We start from the raw sequence: 16,625 nt of genomic DNA on the forward strand, positions 1-16,625 counted from the left end.
ATCCTCTCATCCCGGGGCGTACATCACATCGGTTCCGGCGGGACCGTCGCGTACCCTCGGATCGCTGTGACCTTCACCGACCACGACGCCACGCCTGCCGTGCCACCGACGCCCGCGCGGGCGATCCGCACCTTCCATCCGCGCCGCGGTCGGATGACCGCCCGGCAGACCGACGCGCTGGACCGACTCTTCCCGACGTACGGCCTGGACGTCCCGGACGGACCCGGCGACGCGGCCGACCTGACCGCCCTGTTCGGGCGGCGCGCCCCGGTGGTGCTGGAGATCGGCTCGGGCATGGGCGACACCACCGCCGCGATGGCCGGGGCCGACCCGGACCGAGATTATCTGGCGGTCGAGGTGCACACTCCGGGAATCGCCAACCTCCTGGACCTGGTGCAGCGCCACGACCTGCGCAACGTCCGGGTGGCGCGGGGCGACGCGCTGGAGCTGGTCCGCCGCCTGCCGGTCGGGTCGCTCGACGCGGTGCACGTCTTCTTCCCGGACCCGTGGCCCAAGGCCCGCCACCACAAGCGGCGGCTCATCCAGCCGGCGCACGTGGCCCTGCTGGGCAGCCGCCTGACGCCCGGCGGCACGCTGCACTGCGCCACCGACTGGGCGGAGTACGCCGAGGCCATGCGGGAGACCCTGGACGCCGATCCGGACCTGGTGAACCTCCACGGCGGCTACGCCCCGCGGCCGGCCCACCGGCCGGTGACCAAGTTCGAACGCCGGGCCCTGCTGGCCGGTCGCCCGGTCACGGACCTGATCTACCGCCGCCGCTGAAGGGGTGCCCCCGGCGGGCCCGGCTGCCGCGTGAGCCGACCGGGTGGACGTGCGGGCCCGACCCGGCTGGCGTCAGGGGTCATGATCCAGGCACCATTGACGGGCTATGACGCTCACCGCCGCGCTGCCCGCAAGCGCCGACCCCGACACCCTCTACGACGCGTTCGCCGGCTGGGCGAAGGAGCGTGGTCTCGACCTCTACCCCCACCAGGAGGAGGCGATCATCGAGATCGTCTCCGGCGCCAACGTGATCATGAATACGCCGACCGGATCCGGCAAGAGTCTGGTCGCCGTCGCGGCGCACTTCGCGGCCCTGGCCGACGACCGGACGACCTTCTACACCGCGCCCATCAAGGCGCTGGTGTCGGAGAAGTTCTTCGCCCTGTGTGAGATCTTCGGCGCGGAGAACGTCGGCATGCTCACCGGCGACGCCAGCGTCAACGCCGACGCCCCGATCATCTGCTGCACCGCCGAGATCCTGGCCAATCTCGCGCTGCGCGAGGGCACCCGCGCTGACGTCGGCCAGGTGATCATGGACGAGTTCCACTTCTACGCCGAGCCGGACCGCGGCTGGGCGTGGCAGGTGCCGCTCATCGAACTACCGCAGGCCCAGTTCATCCTGATGTCCGCCACGCTCGGCGACACCACCCGGTTCGTCGACGACCTGACCCGGCGCACCGGCCGGCCGACCGCCGTCGTCCGCTCGGCCGAGCGGCCGGTTCCGCTCCTCTTCTCGTACGCGATGACGCCGCTGCACGAGACCCTGGAGGAGCTGTTGCAGACGAAGCAGGCCCCGGTGTACGTCGTGCACTTCACCCAGGCCGCCGCGCTGGAACGCGCCCAGGCGCTGATGAGCGTCAACGTCAGCACCCGCGCCGAGAAGGACCTGATCGCGCAGGCCATCGGGAACTTCCGGTTCACCTCCGGCTTCGGCAAGACCCTGTCCCGACTGGTCCGGCACGGCATCGGCGTCCACCACGCGGGCATGCTCCCCAAGTACCGCCGCCTGGTGGAGACCCTCGCCCAGGCCGGCCTGCTCAAGGTCATCTGCGGCACGGACACCCTCGGCGTGGGCATCAACGTGCCGATCCGCACGGTGCTGTTCACCGGCCTGTCCAAGTACGACGGGGTACGCACCCGGCTGCTCAAGGCCCGCGAGTTCCACCAGATCGCCGGGCGCGCCGGCCGGGCCGGCTTCGACACCGTCGGCCGGGTCGTGGTGCAGGCCCCCGAGCACGTGATCGAGAACGAGAAGGCCCTCGCGAAGGCCGGCGACGACCCGAAGAAGCGGCGCAAGGTGGTCAAGAAGAAGCCGCCGGAGGGCTCGATCGGCTGGGGCGAGCCCACGTTCCAGCGCCTGGTGGAGGCCGAGCCGGAGCCGCTCACGTCCAGCTTCCAGGTGAGCCACTCCATGCTGCTCAACGTCATCGGTCGGCCCGGGGACGCGTTCACCGCGATGCGGCACCTGCTCACCGACAACCACGAGGACCGCGCCGCCCAGCGCCGGCACATCCGGCGGGCCATCGCCATCTACCGGGCACTGCGCGCCGGCGGCGTGGTCGAGGAGCTGCCCGAGCCGGACGAGACCGGTCGCCGGGTGCGGCTCACCGTCGACCTCCAGCTCGACTTCGCGCTCAACCAGCCGCTGTCGCCGCTGGCCCTGGCCGCCATCGAACTGCTCGACCGGGAGTCCCCGTCGTACGCCCTGGACGTGCTGAGCGTGATCGAGTCGATCCTCGACGACCCCCGCCAGGTGCTCTCCGCGCAGCAGTTCAAGGCCCGCGGCGAGGCGGTCGCCGCGATGAAGGCCGACGGCATCGAGTACGAGGCACGCCTCGAACTGCTCGACGAGGTGACCTGGCCCAAGCCCCTCGCGGAGCTGCTGGAGGCCGCGTACGAGATGTACCGGCAGGGGCACCCGTGGGTGGCCGACCACCAGCTCTCCCCCAAGTCCGTCGTCCGGGACATGTACGAGCGGGCGATGACCTTCACCGAGTACGTGCAGTTCTACGGGCTGTCCCGCTCCGAGGGGCTGGTGCTGCGCTACCTGGCCGACGCGTACAAGACGCTGCGGCAGACCGTCCCCGAGGACGCCAAGACCGACGAACTGGTCGACCTCATCGAGTGGCTGGGCGAGCTGGTCCGGCAGGTGGACTCCAGCCTCATCGACGAGTGGGAGCGGCTGCGCAACCCGTCCGACGTCGCCGAGGTCGCCGCGACCCTGGACGACCGGCCGCCGGCCGTCACCCGCAACGCCCGCGCGTTCCGGGTGCTCGTCCGCAACGCCCTGTTCCGGCGGGTGGAGCTGGCCGCCCTGCGCCGCTTCGACCTGCTCGGCGAGCTGGACGCCGGGGACGGCTGGGACGCGGACGCCTGGGCCGACGCGCTGGAGCCGTACTTCGAGGCGTACGACTCGATCGGGGTCGGGCCGGACGCGCGCGGGCCGGCGCTGCTGATGATCGAGCAGGGCCGGGAGCGGTGGACGGTGCGGCAGATCCTGGACGACCCGGAGGACGACCACGACTGGGGCATCAGCGCCGAGGTCGACCTGGCCGCCTCCGACGAGGTGGGCGCGGCCGTCGTCCGGATCACCTCCGTCGGGCAGCTCTGACGCCTCGTCGCGGGGGTGGACCGGAGACGGCCCACCCCCGCGGCATCGAGGGATCAGTCGCGCGGGGCGTGGAAGGCCAAGCGGCGACGCCGGAACAGGACGAACAGCACGGCGCCGAGCGCGAGCACGGCGGCACCGCCGCCGGCAAGCGCGGCGGCCGGGGCGCCGGTGACCGGCAGACCGCCACCGGACCCGCCGCTGCCGTCACCCTCGCCGCCGATGATGACGATGCGGGCTGTGTTGTTCGCCGGGTTCGACTCGGTGGAGGACATGGCACCGTTGACCACGATGGTCCCGTCGGTGCCCGGCGCTGACTTGATCTTCAGCTTGACGGTGGCCTTGATCCGGCCGTAGCCGGACGCCACGCTGGGAAACTCGCTCTCGAAGTTGCAACGCAGCTTCCCCGACTCCGGCAGGACCTCGCCCGGGGTGCCGTCGGTGTAGCACCACTCGGCGGGCAGCAGCACCGTGCCGCTCGGCGCGGTGATGATCACTCCGGGGCCGCCGCCGTCCGACGGACCGTTGTTCACGACCTCGTAGGTCAGGTCGACGGTCTGCCCGACCGCGCCCTTGACGGCAGGCGCGGTGACGGCGACGTCGAGGACGTTCTTCTTGCTCCAGAACCTGAAGTCCGCGTAGTTGTCCGACTCGTCGAGCTCGCGCTCCACGACGGACCGCCGGGCGAGGCCGGCCCGCACGGCGTCGGCGTGCAGCTTTCGGGCGGCCGCGGCGAAGGACGGCCCGGTTCCCTTGGTGCTCGCGGCCTTCTTCGCCGCGCGCGACTCTCCGGCCAGGGCCGTGCCCCACGCAGACCGGCGACTCCTGCCAGCACGGACCGCTCCACACCCTGGGCGATGTCAGTCCCGTCGATTAGAATGTATGTACTAATAGACGTCCTGACCTGGGAGGACGACCGTGACTGCGCCCGCCGCCGCACCCCTCACGCCCTACGCCACGCTCCTCGGCTTCACCCGCTACGTCGACCGCACCGGCCCGACCAAGGCGACCTTCGTCGGTGGCCTGCGCAAGCAGCGGGCCAGCCGGCACGGCTTCAACCCGCACGGCCAGTTCGTGAAGGCGCTCAAGGCCGACATCGCCTTCCACACCGGCGGCACCCACCTCGACCAGATCGCCGATCAGGTCAAGCCCCGCTGGCGCCCGCTCTACCAGGCGCTGGTGCCGGGCGCGACCGCCTGGCTGCACTCCCTCGGCGAGCCGGCCTCGGTCGACCTGGCCCAGACCCGTGACGCCCTCGCCATGCTCGGCGACCTGCCGGTCAAGATCAACCCACACTTCGGCGTACGCCACTCCGACGGGCGCGTCGAAGCCGTCCGCCTGCACTTCGACGAGGCCCCGCCCAGCGAGGAGGCGGTGCTGGCCACGCTGCACCTGATGGCCCGCCACATGGACGCGGTGCTCCCGCACGCCGAGCCGGTCCTGGTGGACGTCCGGCGGGGCCAGGCGCACCGGATGCCCGAGGGCGCCAAGACCGACCAGATCGAGCGCTGGCTCGCCGGCGAGGCGGCCGCCTTCCGCGCCCTCTGGACCACCGCCGCCTGACCTCCCACCCCACCCGCCCCACCCCTCGACCCCGTCCACCTCGACCGCCACCGCCCACCGCCCAGCCGCCCGCCCACCGCCCAGCCACGCGCGGCCCGCCCGGCGCCCGCGCGGTGCGCGGGACGCAGAGGAAGATCGTGCTGCATCACGGAAGTAGTGGCCTCCCTGCCGCTGAGAGGCCACTACTTCCATGTTCGAGCGCGAGCGGACACCCGGAGGCAGCGCGACCCCCGCACGGCCGGCGGGGAGGCCACCACTTCCATGTTCGAGCGCGAGCGGACATCCAGAGCGGCAGCGCGACGCCCGCACGGCCGGTTGGGGAGGCCACTACCTCCGCGTTCGAGGGCGAAGGACACCCCCGAGACGGCGCGACCCGTGCGCAGCCGGTCGGGGAGGGCACTATTTTCGTGTTAGAGCGCGATCATGGGGCGTCGTTGTCCACAGGGGGCCCCCGGCCGTTCGGTGAACCGTCAGGGTTGACCGCATGCCGAAGGCCCCTCGTCGACCGCCGCAGCTGCGCGGTCGGATCTTCCGCGGTTCCGTTGCCATCTCGCGCGGGCTGCTCACTCGTAACGACCTGCGCAGCACCGCCTGGCGGTCACTGTTCCGGGACGTCTACGCCGACGCCCAGGTGCCCGTCACCCACCGCACCAGGTGCCTGGCGATCGCCCGCTGGCTGGCACCACCAGGCACCGCCATCGCCGGGCGTTCCGCGGCCGCCCTCTACGGCGTGGGTCGGGTGCCGCCCGACCAGCCGATCGAGGTGCTGGTGCCGCCGGGCTCCGCTGCCCCGGCACGCCGGCCTGGGCTACCGGAGTCACCCCGGCCGCCGACCCGGCTCGGCCCGACGGCCGGGCTGCGGGTGCGTCACGGTGCGGTCGAGGCGGAGGACGTCGTCGACCGGGGTGGGCTGCCGGTCACCTCGCCCGAACGCACCTGCTGGGACCTCGCGCGCTGGCTCGACCTCGTCGACGCGGTGGTCGTCATCGACGGACTGCTCGCGCGCCGGCACACCGATGTGGCGGCGCTGCGCGACTACGCTCTGGCCCGGGCCGGACGGCGCGGCTGGCGATCACTGCTGCGGGCCGTCGAGCTGGCCGACGCGGGGGCCGAGTCCCCGCAGGAGTCGCGTGCCCGTGTCCGGCTGGTGCTGGCCGGGCTGCCCCGCCCACAGACGCAGTACGTGGTCGCCGAGGCCGGTCGGTTCATCGCCCGACTCGACCTCGCGTGGCCGGAGTTCAAAGTCGCGGTCGAGTACGACGGGCTCTGGCACGACGAGCCGGAGCAGTTCCACCGGGACCGCCGCCGGCTGAACCGGCTCCTCGGCGAGGACTGGATCGTCCTGCACCTGACCGGCAAACGACTTCGCGAGGACTTCGACGGTTTCCTGTCGGAGGTCCGGGTCGCCCTGCGTACCCGCGGCGCGGGCCGGGCCGGCTGACGACGGAGTGGGGCCCACGCTCCCCCATGATCAGACCGCAAGACAGAAGTAGTGGCCTCCCCACGCGGAGGAGGCCACTACTTCAGGGATCGAGCAGGATCTTGATGGGTGCTACGGCGCGCCGGGGGTGGGTCAGGCGGCCAGGTACTTCTGGAGATCGTCGAGAATCTTGTTGGCGGCTCCGACGCCGATGCCGGTCATCCAGACCTCGTCCGACACCACGTACGCCTTGTTGGCCTTGACCGCCGACAGGCCCTTCCAGAGGGTGCCGCCGGTGACCGTGGCCTGCTCGGCGGCGGCCTTCTCGCCGTACGCGGTCACGAAGATGACATCACCGTCGACCTCACTGACCCGCTCCTGGCTGACCACGTCGAAGCGCTTGTCCTCCTTGTTGGCGAGCTGCTGCCGCTCGGGCCGGCCGAGGCCGGTGTCACCGACGACGATGCCGGAGAACGAGTCCGGTCCGTAGACCCGGATCGCGCCGGGGAGGAAACGCACGATGGAGATCTTGCGGGAGGCGGCGTCGCCGAGCTTCGTGCCGAACTCCTGGGCCCGGGTCTCGTACCTGGCCAGCAGGTCCTTGGCCTCCTGCTCCTTGCCGAGGGCCTTGCCGTCGAGGAGGAAGTTCTCCTTCCAGGTGATGCCGACCTTCTCGGTGAACACCGTGGGCGCGATGGCGGACAACTCGTCGTAGAACTTCTCCTGGCGGAACTTGCTGCCCAGGATCAGGTCGGGCTTGAGCGCGTTGATCGCCTCGATGTCGGGCTCGGCGAGGACACCGACCTCCTTGATGCCGGCGAGCTTGTCGGCACCGAAGTAGGTCGGCCAGCTCTTGGCCTCCCCGGCGGTGGCGGCGCCGATCGGGGTGACGCCGAGGGAGAGCGCGGTGTCGATCTTGTCGGTGTCGAGGACGACGACCCGCTGCGGGTGGGCCGGCACCTTGGTGGTGCCCATGGCGTGGGTGATCTCCCGGGTCTCCCCGCCGGCGGTGCCGGCGACCGGGTCGCTCTCACCGCAGGCGGTGAGGCCGACGCCGAGGACGGCAGCCGCGGCGAGGACGGCGACGAGACGACGCATCAGTTTCCTTCCGAAGGGTACGAGCCGGCGAGAGCGTTCTCGTCGGCGGCGGTTGTGGCACCGGACGCGGCACCGGAAGAGTTCAGCCCGGACGGGCCGGCAGCACCGGCAGGGGCACCGGAGGAAGCGGCGGTGGCGGTCTCCCGGGCGAGACCGCTGAGCGCGGGCACCACCAGCGGCGCGCCGGTCACCGGGCAGGGCACGACGACGCACTCGAGCCCGAACACCTCACGGACCAGGCCGGCGGTGAGGATCTCGCGCGGCGGCCCGGCGGCCACCACGGCGCCGGCGCGCATCGCCACGAGGTGGTCGGCGTACCGGGCGGCCTGGTTGAGGTCGTGCAGCACGGCGACGACGGTGCGGCCCCGCTCGGCGCGCAGCCGGTGCAGCAGGTCCAGCACCTCCACCTGGTGGGCCAGGTCGAGGAACGTGGTCGGCTCGTCCAGCAACAGCGCCTCGGTGTCCTGGGCGAGGGTCATGGCGATCCACACCCGCTGCCGCTGGCCACCGGAGAGGGTGTCCACCGGGCGGTCGGCGAGGCCGGCGACGTCGGCGAGGGCCATGGCCTGGTCCACGGCCGCGCTGTCCTGCTCGGACCACTGCCGCCACCACCGCTGGTACGGCTGCCGGCCGCGACCGACCAGGTCGGCGACGGTCACCCCCTCGGGCACGAGCGGGCTCTGCGGCAGGACGGCCAACCGCCGCGCCACCTCCCGGGTCGGCAGGTCGCGGATGGCCGCGCCGTCGAGCAGCACGGTGCCGCGGCGCGGAGTGAGCAGCCGGGCCATGGTCCGCAGCAGCGTGGACTTGCCGCAGGCGTTGGGGCCGACGATCACGGTGAACGCGTCGGCGGGCAGGTCCAGGTTCAGCCCGTCCAGCACGGTCCGCTCGTCGTAGCCGGCGACCAGGTCGCGGGTGGAGAGCATCAGGCCTCCTCGGCGGGGTGGACGCGGGAGTGCGCGGCGGTGTTCACGAGGACCGCCGGCGGCCGCGCAGGAGCAGGTACATCAGGTACGGCCCGCCGATCGCGGCGGTCAGCACGCCGGCCGGCAGCTGGGTGGGCGCGAAGAGCCGCCGCCCGGCGAGGTCGGCGAGGACGAGCAGCAGGGCGCCGAGCAGCGCGGCGCAGAGCAGGGGCGGCCGCTCGGCCCGGACCAGTCGGCGGGCCACCTGCGGTGCGACGAGCGCGACGAAGTCGACGGCGCCGACCTGGGCGGTGACCATCGCGGCGACGAGCACGCCGGTGCCGGCGAGGCCGATGCGACGGGCCACCGGGCGCAGGCCGATGCCCCGGGCGGTGTCGTCGTCCAGGGCGGTGCTGTTGAGCGCCCACCCGGCCCAGGCGAGCACGGGCAGCAGCACCAGCAGCGTCCCCGCGATCCAGATCGTCTCCGTCCAGCCCTTGCCGGCGAGGGTGCCGATCAGCCAGATCTGCGCCCGCAGCCCGTCGATCGGGTCGGCGGTGAGCATGACCACCTCGGTGAGCGCCCGCAGGGCGAAGGCGACCGCGACGCCGGCCAGCACGAACCGCTGGGCGGCCAGCCCGTGCCGCGCGCCGAGGGCGAGCAGCAGCGCCGCCGCGACCAGCCCGCCGGCCAGCGCGGCGGGCCCGACCAGCGCCGCGGCCACGCCGCTGGTCAGGGCGATCGTCGCGGCCAGGCCGGCACCCTGGGTGATGCCGATGACGTCGGGGCTGGCCAGCGGGTTGCGCGCCACGCTCTGGATCAGCGTGCCGGCGATGCCGAACGCCGCGCCGGCCACCGCGGCCAGCACGATGCGGGGCAGCCGCAGGTCCAGGACGACCAGGTCGTACGGGGTGCCGGCACCGGAGAGCGAGCGCAGCACGTCGGGCGCCGCGACGTACGGCGTGCCGAGGGAGAGGCTGAGCACGACGGCGACCGCCAGCAGGACGGTCAGCGCGGTCGCGACGAGCACCGAGCGCCGTCGGATCTGCACGCTGGCCGGCCCGACCCGCAGCAGTGAGCGGCCGGGCAGCCGGGCGACACCGGTGGCCGCCCCAGTGTGGTCGCCGGGGCGCGGCGCGTCGGACCGGATCGCGTCGCGGGGGCCGCCGGTGGCGGTCCTGGTACGGCCGGGGGCGCTCACGCCACCTCCCCCTTCGCTCCGTGGCTGCGGGACGCCCCGCTGCTGAGCCGTCCGGTTCGCTCGCTGCACTCGCTGCACTCGCTCACGCGGTCACCACCCGGGCGCGGCGGACCAGGAAGGCGAGCAGCGGCGCGCCGATCAGGGCGGTGACGATGCCGGCGGGGATCTCGCCGGGCGGGGCGACCAGGCGGCCGACGACGTCGGCGCCGAGCAGCAGCGCCGGGCCGAGGAGCGCGGAGACGGCGAGCGTCCACCGGTGGTCGGCGCCGACGAGGGCCCGGGCCAGGTGCGGCACGGCGAGACCGACGAAGGCGATGGGTCCGGCCGCGGCGACCGCCGCCCCGGTGAGCAGCACCGCGGCGACGCCCCCACCGAGGCGGACGAGGCCGATCCGGTGACCGAGGCCGCGGGCCACGTCGTCGCCGAGGGCGAGCGCGTCCAGGCCCCGGGCGACGAGGGCGGCGAGCGCGAGACCGGCGAGCACGAACGGCAGGACCTGGAGCGCGACCGACAGGTCCCGCCCGGTCAGCCCGCCGACGACCCAGAAGCGGTACTCCTCGAAGGTGCGGGCGTCGATGCTGAGCAGCGCGTACACCACGGAGGCGAGGCTGGCGTCGAGCGCGGCGCCGACCAGCGCGAGGGTGACCGGGCTGGCGCCCTCCCGCGCCCGGGAGGCGACGGCGAAGACCAGCAGGCCGGCGAGGAGCGCACCGCCGATGCCGAACCAGACGTACCCGGCGAGCGTGCCCACCCCGAACACGGAGATGGCCAGCACCACGCCGAACGACGCGCCGGCGCTGATGCCGAGGATCCGCGGCTCGGCGAGCGGGTTGCGGGTGAGGGCCTGGAAGAGCACCCCGGCGACCGCGAGCGCCACGCCGACGGCCAGGCCCAGGGCCGTACGCGGGAGGCGAAGCTCCCGCACGATGGTGCTGGCCTCCCCGCCGTCGGGCGCGACCAGGGCGTGCCAGACCTGGTCCACCGGGAGGGGTCGGCTGCCGAGCGCGAAGCTGGCCAGCACGGCCAGCAGCAGCACCAGCGCGGCCACGAGGGTGACGGTGAGCCGGCGGCCGACGCGGGCGGTGCCGCGGCGACCGGTGGTGGCGGCCGGCCGGCTGACGAGGGTGGTCACGAATCTCCTGCGGTTTCGCGCTTAGGTTCGCCTTACCTTAGCCGACCCCGGCGCGGCGATCCCAGTGGGCGGGCAGCGATCGAACCTCGTTGACCTGGGCGGACTCCCGCGCGGAGCGACCGCGGGCGGCCCGGCGCGCCCCTAGGGTGAGGGCATGCGATTCGACCAGCACACCGTCGTCCTGCTGGTCCGTCCGGCGGACGCCCCCGAGCTGCCGCAGGACGCGCTCGACCGGTTGCAGGACGCCCACCTGGCCCATCAGGCCGGTCTGGTGGAGCAGGGTCTCGTCCTCGCGGCCGGGCCGTTCGTCGACACGGACGACGAGAGCCTGCGCGGCTTCGTGGTGCTCTCCGTCCATCGCGACATGGCACGCGAGCTTTATCACAACGACCCGGCGGTGCGGGCCGGCCGGCTGGAGGTGCGGGTGATGAGCTGGATGGTGCCCGAGGGCAACGTCCGGTTCGAGGACGTGGCGATGCCGCGTTCGATGCTGGAGGCGGCGGCCGGGGACTGAGCGACGCCACCGCTCCCGGTCAGTCGTGGGGGCGGGGCGTCGGCACCGGGCCGGCGGGCGCGTCGACCTGGTGGTCGGCCCAGACGTACGTGTCGGGGAGCAGGTCGCCGATCGGCACCACGCGGAGCGCGTCGGCGGGCCCGACGATCACCCGGATCGAGGGGAAGTAGTCGCGCAGCACCTGCCGGCAGCGTCCGCACGGCGGGATCACGCCCCGCCCGCGGTCACCCACGGCGACGATGGTCTCCAGCTCGGTGACGCCCTGGGTGGCGGCGGCGCCCACGGCGACCACCTCGGCGCAGGGCCCCCCGGTGAAGTGGTAGACGTTCACGCCGGTGAAGACCCGGCCGTCGGCGGTGCGGGCGGCGGCGGCCACGGTGTGGTTCTCGCTGCGGCAGCGCAGCTTCGCGACCGCCGTGGCGGCCTGCACCAACGCTCGGTCGGTGTCCCGCATCGTCATCCGCTCCCCCGTGATCGACTCGACTCAGGTAGCCGGCAACTCTAGTCCGCTCCCCCGCGCCGCCGGTCGGCCCGGCAGGGGCGGGGATAAACCAGGAGGCGGCTCCGGAGCCGCGGACTAATCTTGGCGACGACATGCAGAATCCAGCCGCACCCGCCGCGACGGACCCCGTCCGCGAGCTGCACCGCCGTCTCAGCCCCCTGATGTTCCGCGACCAGCGCCGCCTCCAGCGGCGGTTGGACGGGGTCCGCAAGCTGCGCGACCCGCAGCGGAGGACGGCGGCGCTGACCGAGATCACCGCCGAGGTCGACCGGGCCGAGCAGCGGCTGGCCGCGCGACGGGCGGCGGTGCCGGTGGTCACCTACCCGGCCGGCCTGCCGGTGAGCGAGCGCAAGGACGACATCGCCGCCGCGATCCGGGACCACCAGGTGGTGATCGTGGCCGGTGAGACCGGCTCCGGCAAGACCACCCAGCTGCCGAAGATCTGCCTGGAGCTGGGGCGCGGCGTGCACGGGTTGATCGGGCACACGCAGCCCCGGCGGCTGGCGGCGCGTACCGTCGCCGACCGCATCGCCGAGGAGCTCGGCACCGAGCTGGGTGACGTCGTCGGCTACAAGGTGCGCTTCACCGACCAGGTGAGCGACCGCAGCCTGGTCAAGCTGATGACCGACGGCATCCTGCTGGCCGAGTTGCAGACCGACCGGATGCTCCGCCAGTACGACACCCTGATCATCGACGAGGCGCACGAGCGCAGCCTCAACATCGACTTCATCCTGGGTTACCTGCGGCAGCTGCTCCCCCGCCGCCCCGACCTCAAGGTGATCATCACCTCGGCGACCATCGAGACCGACCGGTTCGCCCGCCACTTCGCCGGGCCCGCCACCGAGGAGCACCCCGAGGGCGTCCCGGCGCCGGTCGTCGAGGTCTCCGGCCGGACGTACCCGGTGGAGGTGCGCTACCGGCCGCTGGTCGAGGTCACCGAGGGCGAGGACGACGGCGAGGACGAGGAGAACGTCCGCGACCAGGTCCAGGCGATCGGCGACGCGGTCGAGGAGTTGGCCGCCGAGGGCCCCGGCGACATCCTGGTCTTCCTCAGCGGCGAGCGGGAGATCCGGGACACCGCCGAGGCACTGGGCCGGCTCGTGCAGAACAAGCCGCTGCTGCGGGACACGGAGATCCTGCCGCTGTACGCCCGGCTCTCCACCGCCGAACAGCACCGCGTCTTCGCCCCGCACCGGGGCCGGCGGGTCGTGCTCGCCACCAACGTGGCGGAGACCTCGCTGACCGTGCCCGGCATCAAGTACGTGGTCGACCCCGGCACCGCCCGCATCTCCCGCTACAGCAGCCGGCTCAAGGTGCAGCGGCTGCCCATCGAGCCGGTCTCGCAGGCGTCGGCCAACCAGCGCAAGGGCCGCTGCGGCCGGACGTCGGACGGCATCTGCATACGCCTCTACGACGAGCAGGACTTCCTGTCCCGCCCCGAGTTCACCGACCCGGAGATCCTGCGCACCAACCTCGCGTCGGTCATCCTCCAGATGACCGCGATCGGGCTCGGCGACATCGCCGCCTTCCCGTTCGTCGACCCGCCGGACCGGCGCAACGTCACCGACGGCGTCAACCTGCTGCACGAGCTGGGCGCGCTGGACCCGACCGAGACCGACCCGGCGAAGCGGCTCACCCCGCTGGGACGCCGGCTGGCGCAGCTGCCCGTCGACCCCCGGCTGGCCCGGATGGTCGTCGAGGGTGAGCGCAACGGCTGCGCCACCGAGGTGCTGGTGATCGCCGCCGCCCTGTCGATCCAGGACCCCCGGGAGCGGCCCGCCGAGAAGCAGGCCCAGGCCGACCAGGCGCACGCCCGGTTCGCCGACCGGGAGTCGGACTTCGTCGCCCTGCTCAACCTGTGGCGGCACCTGCGGGAGCAGCAGCGGGAGCTGTCCTCCAGCGCCTTCCGACGGATGTGCAAGGCGGAGTTCCTCAACTACCTGCGCGTGCGGGAGTGGCAGGACATCGTCAGCCAACTGCGGCAGGTGCTGCGTACGCCGGAACAGGGTGACGGGCGGCGCGGCCGACGGAACGGCGCGGAGGCCGCGACGGACGGCGGCCGGCGTGGCCCGACCGCGGACCTGCCGGAGGAGATCGACACCCCGAAGGTGCACCAGTCGCTGCTGGCCGGTCTGCTCTCCCACATCGGGCTCAAGGACGCGCAGAAGAACGAGTACCTGGGCGCCCGGGGCGCCCGCTTCGCGGTCTTCCCCGGCTCGGCCCTGGCCAAGCGGCCGCCGCGCTGGGTGATGGCCGCCGAGCTGGTGGAGACGTCGCGGCTGTGGGGCCGGGTGAACGGCCGGATCGAGCCGGAGTGGGTCGAACCCCTCGCGCAGCACCTGGTCAAACGCAGCTACAGCGAGCCGCACTGGGAGAAGAAGCAGGCGGCGGTGATGGCGTACGAGCGGGTGACGCTCTACGGCGTACCGCTGGTGACGTCCCGGAAGGTGAACTTCGGGCGGATCGACCCGGCCCTGTCCCGCGAGCTGTTCATCCGGCACGCCCTGGTGGAGGGCGACTGGCAGACGCACCACCGGTTCTGGGCGGACAACCAGCGGCTGCTCGGCGAGATCGAGGAGCTGGAGCACCGCGCCCGGCGGCGGGACATCCTCGTCGACGACCAGACCATCTTCGACTTCTACGACCGGCGGATCCCCGCCGACGTGGTCTCCGGCCGGCACTTCGACGCGTGGTGGAAGACGACCCGCCGGGAGCAGCCGGACCTTCTGACCTTCACCCGTGAGCTGCTCACGAACAGCGGCCGGGGCGGGGTCGACGAGGCGGACTACCCCGACGAGTGGCGCGCCGACGGGGTCGCGTTGCCGCTGACGTACCGCTTCGAGCCGGGCACCGCGACCGACGGGGTGACCGTCGACATCCCGTTGCCGCTGCTCAACCAGGTGCCCTCGGAGAGCTTCGACTGGCAGGTGCCCGGCCTGCGGGAGGAGCTGGTCGTCGCGCTGATCCGGTCGCTGCCGAAGGCGGTGCGGCGCAACTTCGTGCCGGTGCCGGACTACGCCCGGGCCGCGCTCGCGGCCATGCCGGCCGGCGAGGAGCCGCTGCTGGACGCGCTCACCCGACAGCTGCGCCGGATGACCGGCGTCACCGTGCCCCGCGACGCGTGGGACGTGACGAAGCTGCCGCCGCACCTGCGGGTGACGTTCCGCGTCCTCGGCGAGGACGACCAGCCGGTCGCCGAGGGCAAGGACCTGCCGGCGCTGCAACGCCAGCTCAAGCAGGAGGTACGGCAGGTGGTGGCGGCCGCCGCGCCGGACGTGGCCCGCACCGGACTGCGCGAGTGGAGTATCGGCACCCTGCCCCGCACGGTCGAGCAGGTGCGCGCCGGCTATGCGGTGACCGCCTACCCGGCGCTGGTCGACGAGGGCGCGACGGCCGGGGTACGGGTCTTCGACTCGGCCGCCGAGGCGGAGGCGGCGCACTGGGCGGGCACCCGGCGGCTGCTGCGACTGACCGTGGCCTCACCGGCGAAGTTCCTCCAGGGGCGGCTGTCGAACGAGGCGAAGCTCGCCCTGTCCCGCAACCCGCACGGCGGAGTGCAGGCGCTGATCGAGGACGCGACCGGCGCGGCGATCGACAAGCTCATCGCCGACGCCGGCGGCCCCGCCTGGGACGCCGACGGGTTCGCCGCGCTGCGCGAGCGGGTGCGCGCCGACCTGGTGGACACGGTCGTCGAGGTGATGGAGCGGGCGCGGCGGGTGCTCGCCGCCGCGTACGCGGTGGAGCAGCGGCTCGGCCGCACCCAGAACCTGGCCGTGGTGGCCGCGCTGGCCGACATCCGCGCCCAGCTCACCGGCCTGGTACACGCCGGTTTCCTCACCGAGGCCGGCTACGCCCGGCTGCCCGACCTGCTGCGCTACCTGACGGCGGTCGAGCGGCGACTGGACCGGCTGCCGCAGAGCCCGCAGCGGGACCGGCAGCAGCAGGACCGCATCGCCGTGGTGCAGAAGGAGTACCAGGAGCTGCTCGCGGCGCTGCCGCCGGCCCGCCGGCAGGAGGCCGCCGTCCGGCAGATCCGGTGGATGATCGAGGAGCTGCGGGTGAACGTCTTCGCCCAGGCGCTCGGCACCCCGTACCCGGTGTCGGAGCAGCGCATCTACCGGGCGATGGACGAGGCCGAGGGCCGCTGAGCCCGGTCGCCGTGGGGCCGCCGGGAGGAGGCCCTGATCCGGCCGGCGCGGTGCCCTGATCGGGTGGTGTGGCGCCGGCCGGAGGGGGAAGACGCTCGCCCTCGCGCGCCGACCGGGCGTGCCACCGGGTGAGGAGAGCCGCTCGTGCCCACCGCCTCCGCGACCGTCGCGTCCACCTCCGGCGTCGTCCCCGCGGCCGGACCGGCCCGCGCCGGCGCCGCCGTCCACGTCGCCGGCCTCGGCGTGACGGGGGTGGCGATGCTCCTGTTCGGCGTCCTGCACGCCCCGGGGCAGCCGGTCCACCCGGTACGCGAGACGGTCAGCGACTACGCGCTGTCCCGCCACGGCTGGCTGTTCGACGTGGCGGTGCTCGCCCTGGCTGCCGGGTCGGCCCTGCTGCTGGCACCGGCGTTGCGGCCGTCCCGGTCCGCCGGGTGGGCGGCCCGGCTGGCGGCCACCGTGGGGCGGGCCGGGCTGGCCGCCTGGTGCGTGGGCCTCGTGGTGCTGGTCGTCTTCCCGCGCGACCCGATCGGCGTACCCATGACGACCACCGGCGACGTTCACCGCTGGGCGGCGGTCGCGGCCCTGTCCGGCCTGCCGGTCGGCGCGCTGCTGACCGCCGTCCGGCACCCGGGGCGGCTCGCCCGGGCGGCGGTGGCGGGGGCCGTCGCCTGCGCGGTCGCGATGGTCCCGTTCGTGGCCGCCTACCTGGTGGGCTCGCCGCTGCGCCCGTACGTCGGGCTGCTGGAGC

General features: G+C 73.5%; 12 protein-coding genes and 1 pseudogene. 7 read left to right on the forward strand and 6 right to left on the reverse strand.

Going from position 1 to position 16,625, the window contains the following annotated elements; all coding sequences use genetic code 11:
* Window positions 1-153 precede the first annotated feature (153 nt).
* Together trmB and GA0070620_RS11280 are read left to right on the forward strand one after the other, a co-directional pair.
* Window positions 154-783, forward strand: a complete 630-nt coding sequence (trmB, locus tag GA0070620_RS11275; protein ID WP_231922417.1) for a tRNA (guanosine(46)-N7)-methyltransferase TrmB — start codon at window positions 154-156, stop codon at window positions 781-783.
* 106 nt (window positions 784-889) lie between these two features.
* Window positions 890-3,394 carry a DEAD/DEAH box helicase gene (locus GA0070620_RS11280; RefSeq protein WP_091589816.1) on the forward strand — a complete coding sequence of 835 codons (2,505 nt, stop codon included), beginning with the start codon at window positions 890-892 and terminating at the stop codon, window positions 3,392-3,394.
* A gap of 53 nt (window positions 3,395-3,447) precedes the next feature.
* Here the strand turns inward: GA0070620_RS11280 and GA0070620_RS11285 are convergent, their stop codons facing one another.
* Complete coding sequence (locus GA0070620_RS11285) at window positions 3,448-4,092, reverse strand: LPXTG cell wall anchor domain-containing protein (protein ID WP_231922328.1); 645 nt, start codon at window positions 4,090-4,092, stop codon at window positions 3,448-3,450.
* A 217-nt stretch (window positions 4,093-4,309) separates the two neighbouring features.
* Between GA0070620_RS11285 and GA0070620_RS11290 the strand changes: the two genes are divergently transcribed.
* The gene (locus tag GA0070620_RS11290) at window positions 4,310-4,954 is read left to right on the forward strand and encodes a hypothetical protein (RefSeq protein WP_091589817.1); all 645 of its coding nucleotides are present in this window, start codon (window positions 4,310-4,312) and stop codon (window positions 4,952-4,954) included.
* 484 nt (window positions 4,955-5,438) lie between these two features.
* Window positions 5,439-6,395: a hypothetical protein gene (locus tag GA0070620_RS11295; RefSeq protein WP_091589818.1), complete on the forward strand. Its 957-nt coding sequence runs from the start codon at window positions 5,439-5,441 to the stop codon at window positions 6,393-6,395.
* Between the two features lie 132 nt (window positions 6,396-6,527).
* On the opposite strand, the gene GA0070620_RS11300 is transcribed toward GA0070620_RS11295, so the two are convergent.
* The 4 genes from GA0070620_RS11300 to GA0070620_RS11315 all read right to left on the reverse strand — a co-directional run bounded on the left by GA0070620_RS11300 (window position 6,528) and on the right by GA0070620_RS11315 (window position 10,710).
* Window positions 6,528-7,472 (reverse strand): ABC transporter substrate-binding protein, encoded by a 945-nt coding sequence (locus GA0070620_RS11300; RefSeq protein ID WP_091589819.1) that lies wholly within the window; start codon window positions 7,470-7,472, stop codon window positions 6,528-6,530.
* Window positions 7,472-8,398, reverse strand: a complete 927-nt coding sequence (locus tag GA0070620_RS11305; RefSeq protein ID WP_091589820.1) for an ABC transporter ATP-binding protein — start codon at window positions 8,396-8,398, stop codon at window positions 7,472-7,474. Before GA0070620_RS11305 ends, GA0070620_RS11300 begins: the two co-directional genes overlap by 1 nt.
* A gap of 43 nt (window positions 8,399-8,441) precedes the next feature.
* Complete coding sequence (locus GA0070620_RS11310; protein ID WP_231922329.1) at window positions 8,442-9,578, reverse strand: FecCD family ABC transporter permease; 1,137 nt, start codon at window positions 9,576-9,578, stop codon at window positions 8,442-8,444.
* 82 nt (window positions 9,579-9,660) lie between these two features.
* Complete coding sequence (locus GA0070620_RS11315; protein WP_091589821.1) at window positions 9,661-10,710, reverse strand: FecCD family ABC transporter permease; 1,050 nt, start codon at window positions 10,708-10,710, stop codon at window positions 9,661-9,663.
* Window positions 10,711-10,864: 154 nt separating this feature from the next.
* On the opposite strand from GA0070620_RS11315, the gene GA0070620_RS11320 reads away from it, so the two are divergent.
* Window positions 10,865-11,224 carry a YciI family protein gene (locus GA0070620_RS11320; RefSeq protein ID WP_091589822.1) on the forward strand — a complete coding sequence of 120 codons (360 nt, stop codon included), beginning with the start codon at window positions 10,865-10,867 and terminating at the stop codon, window positions 11,222-11,224.
* A 19-nt stretch (window positions 11,225-11,243) separates the two neighbouring features.
* On the opposite strand, the gene GA0070620_RS11325 is transcribed toward GA0070620_RS11320, so the two are convergent.
* A complete protein-coding gene (locus GA0070620_RS11325) occupies window positions 11,244-11,684 on the reverse strand; it encodes a cytidine deaminase family protein (RefSeq protein WP_091589823.1) in 441 nt (146 codons plus the stop codon).
* A 134-nt stretch (window positions 11,685-11,818) separates the two neighbouring features.
* Between GA0070620_RS11325 and hrpA the strand changes: the two genes are divergently transcribed.
* The gene (gene hrpA, locus GA0070620_RS11330; RefSeq protein ID WP_091589824.1) at window positions 11,819-15,874 is read left to right on the forward strand and encodes an ATP-dependent RNA helicase HrpA; all 4,056 of its coding nucleotides are present in this window, start codon (window positions 11,819-11,821) and stop codon (window positions 15,872-15,874) included.
* A 258-nt stretch (window positions 15,875-16,132) separates the two neighbouring features.
* Window positions 16,133-16,612, forward strand: a pseudogene (locus GA0070620_RS34225) (DUF998 domain-containing protein); the annotation flags it as partial.
* Window positions 16,613-16,625: the final 13 nt, after the last annotated feature.

It is taken from the genome of Micromonospora krabiensis (assembly GCF_900091425.1).
Lineage (GTDB): Bacteria > Actinomycetota > Actinomycetes > Mycobacteriales > Micromonosporaceae > Micromonospora > Micromonospora krabiensis.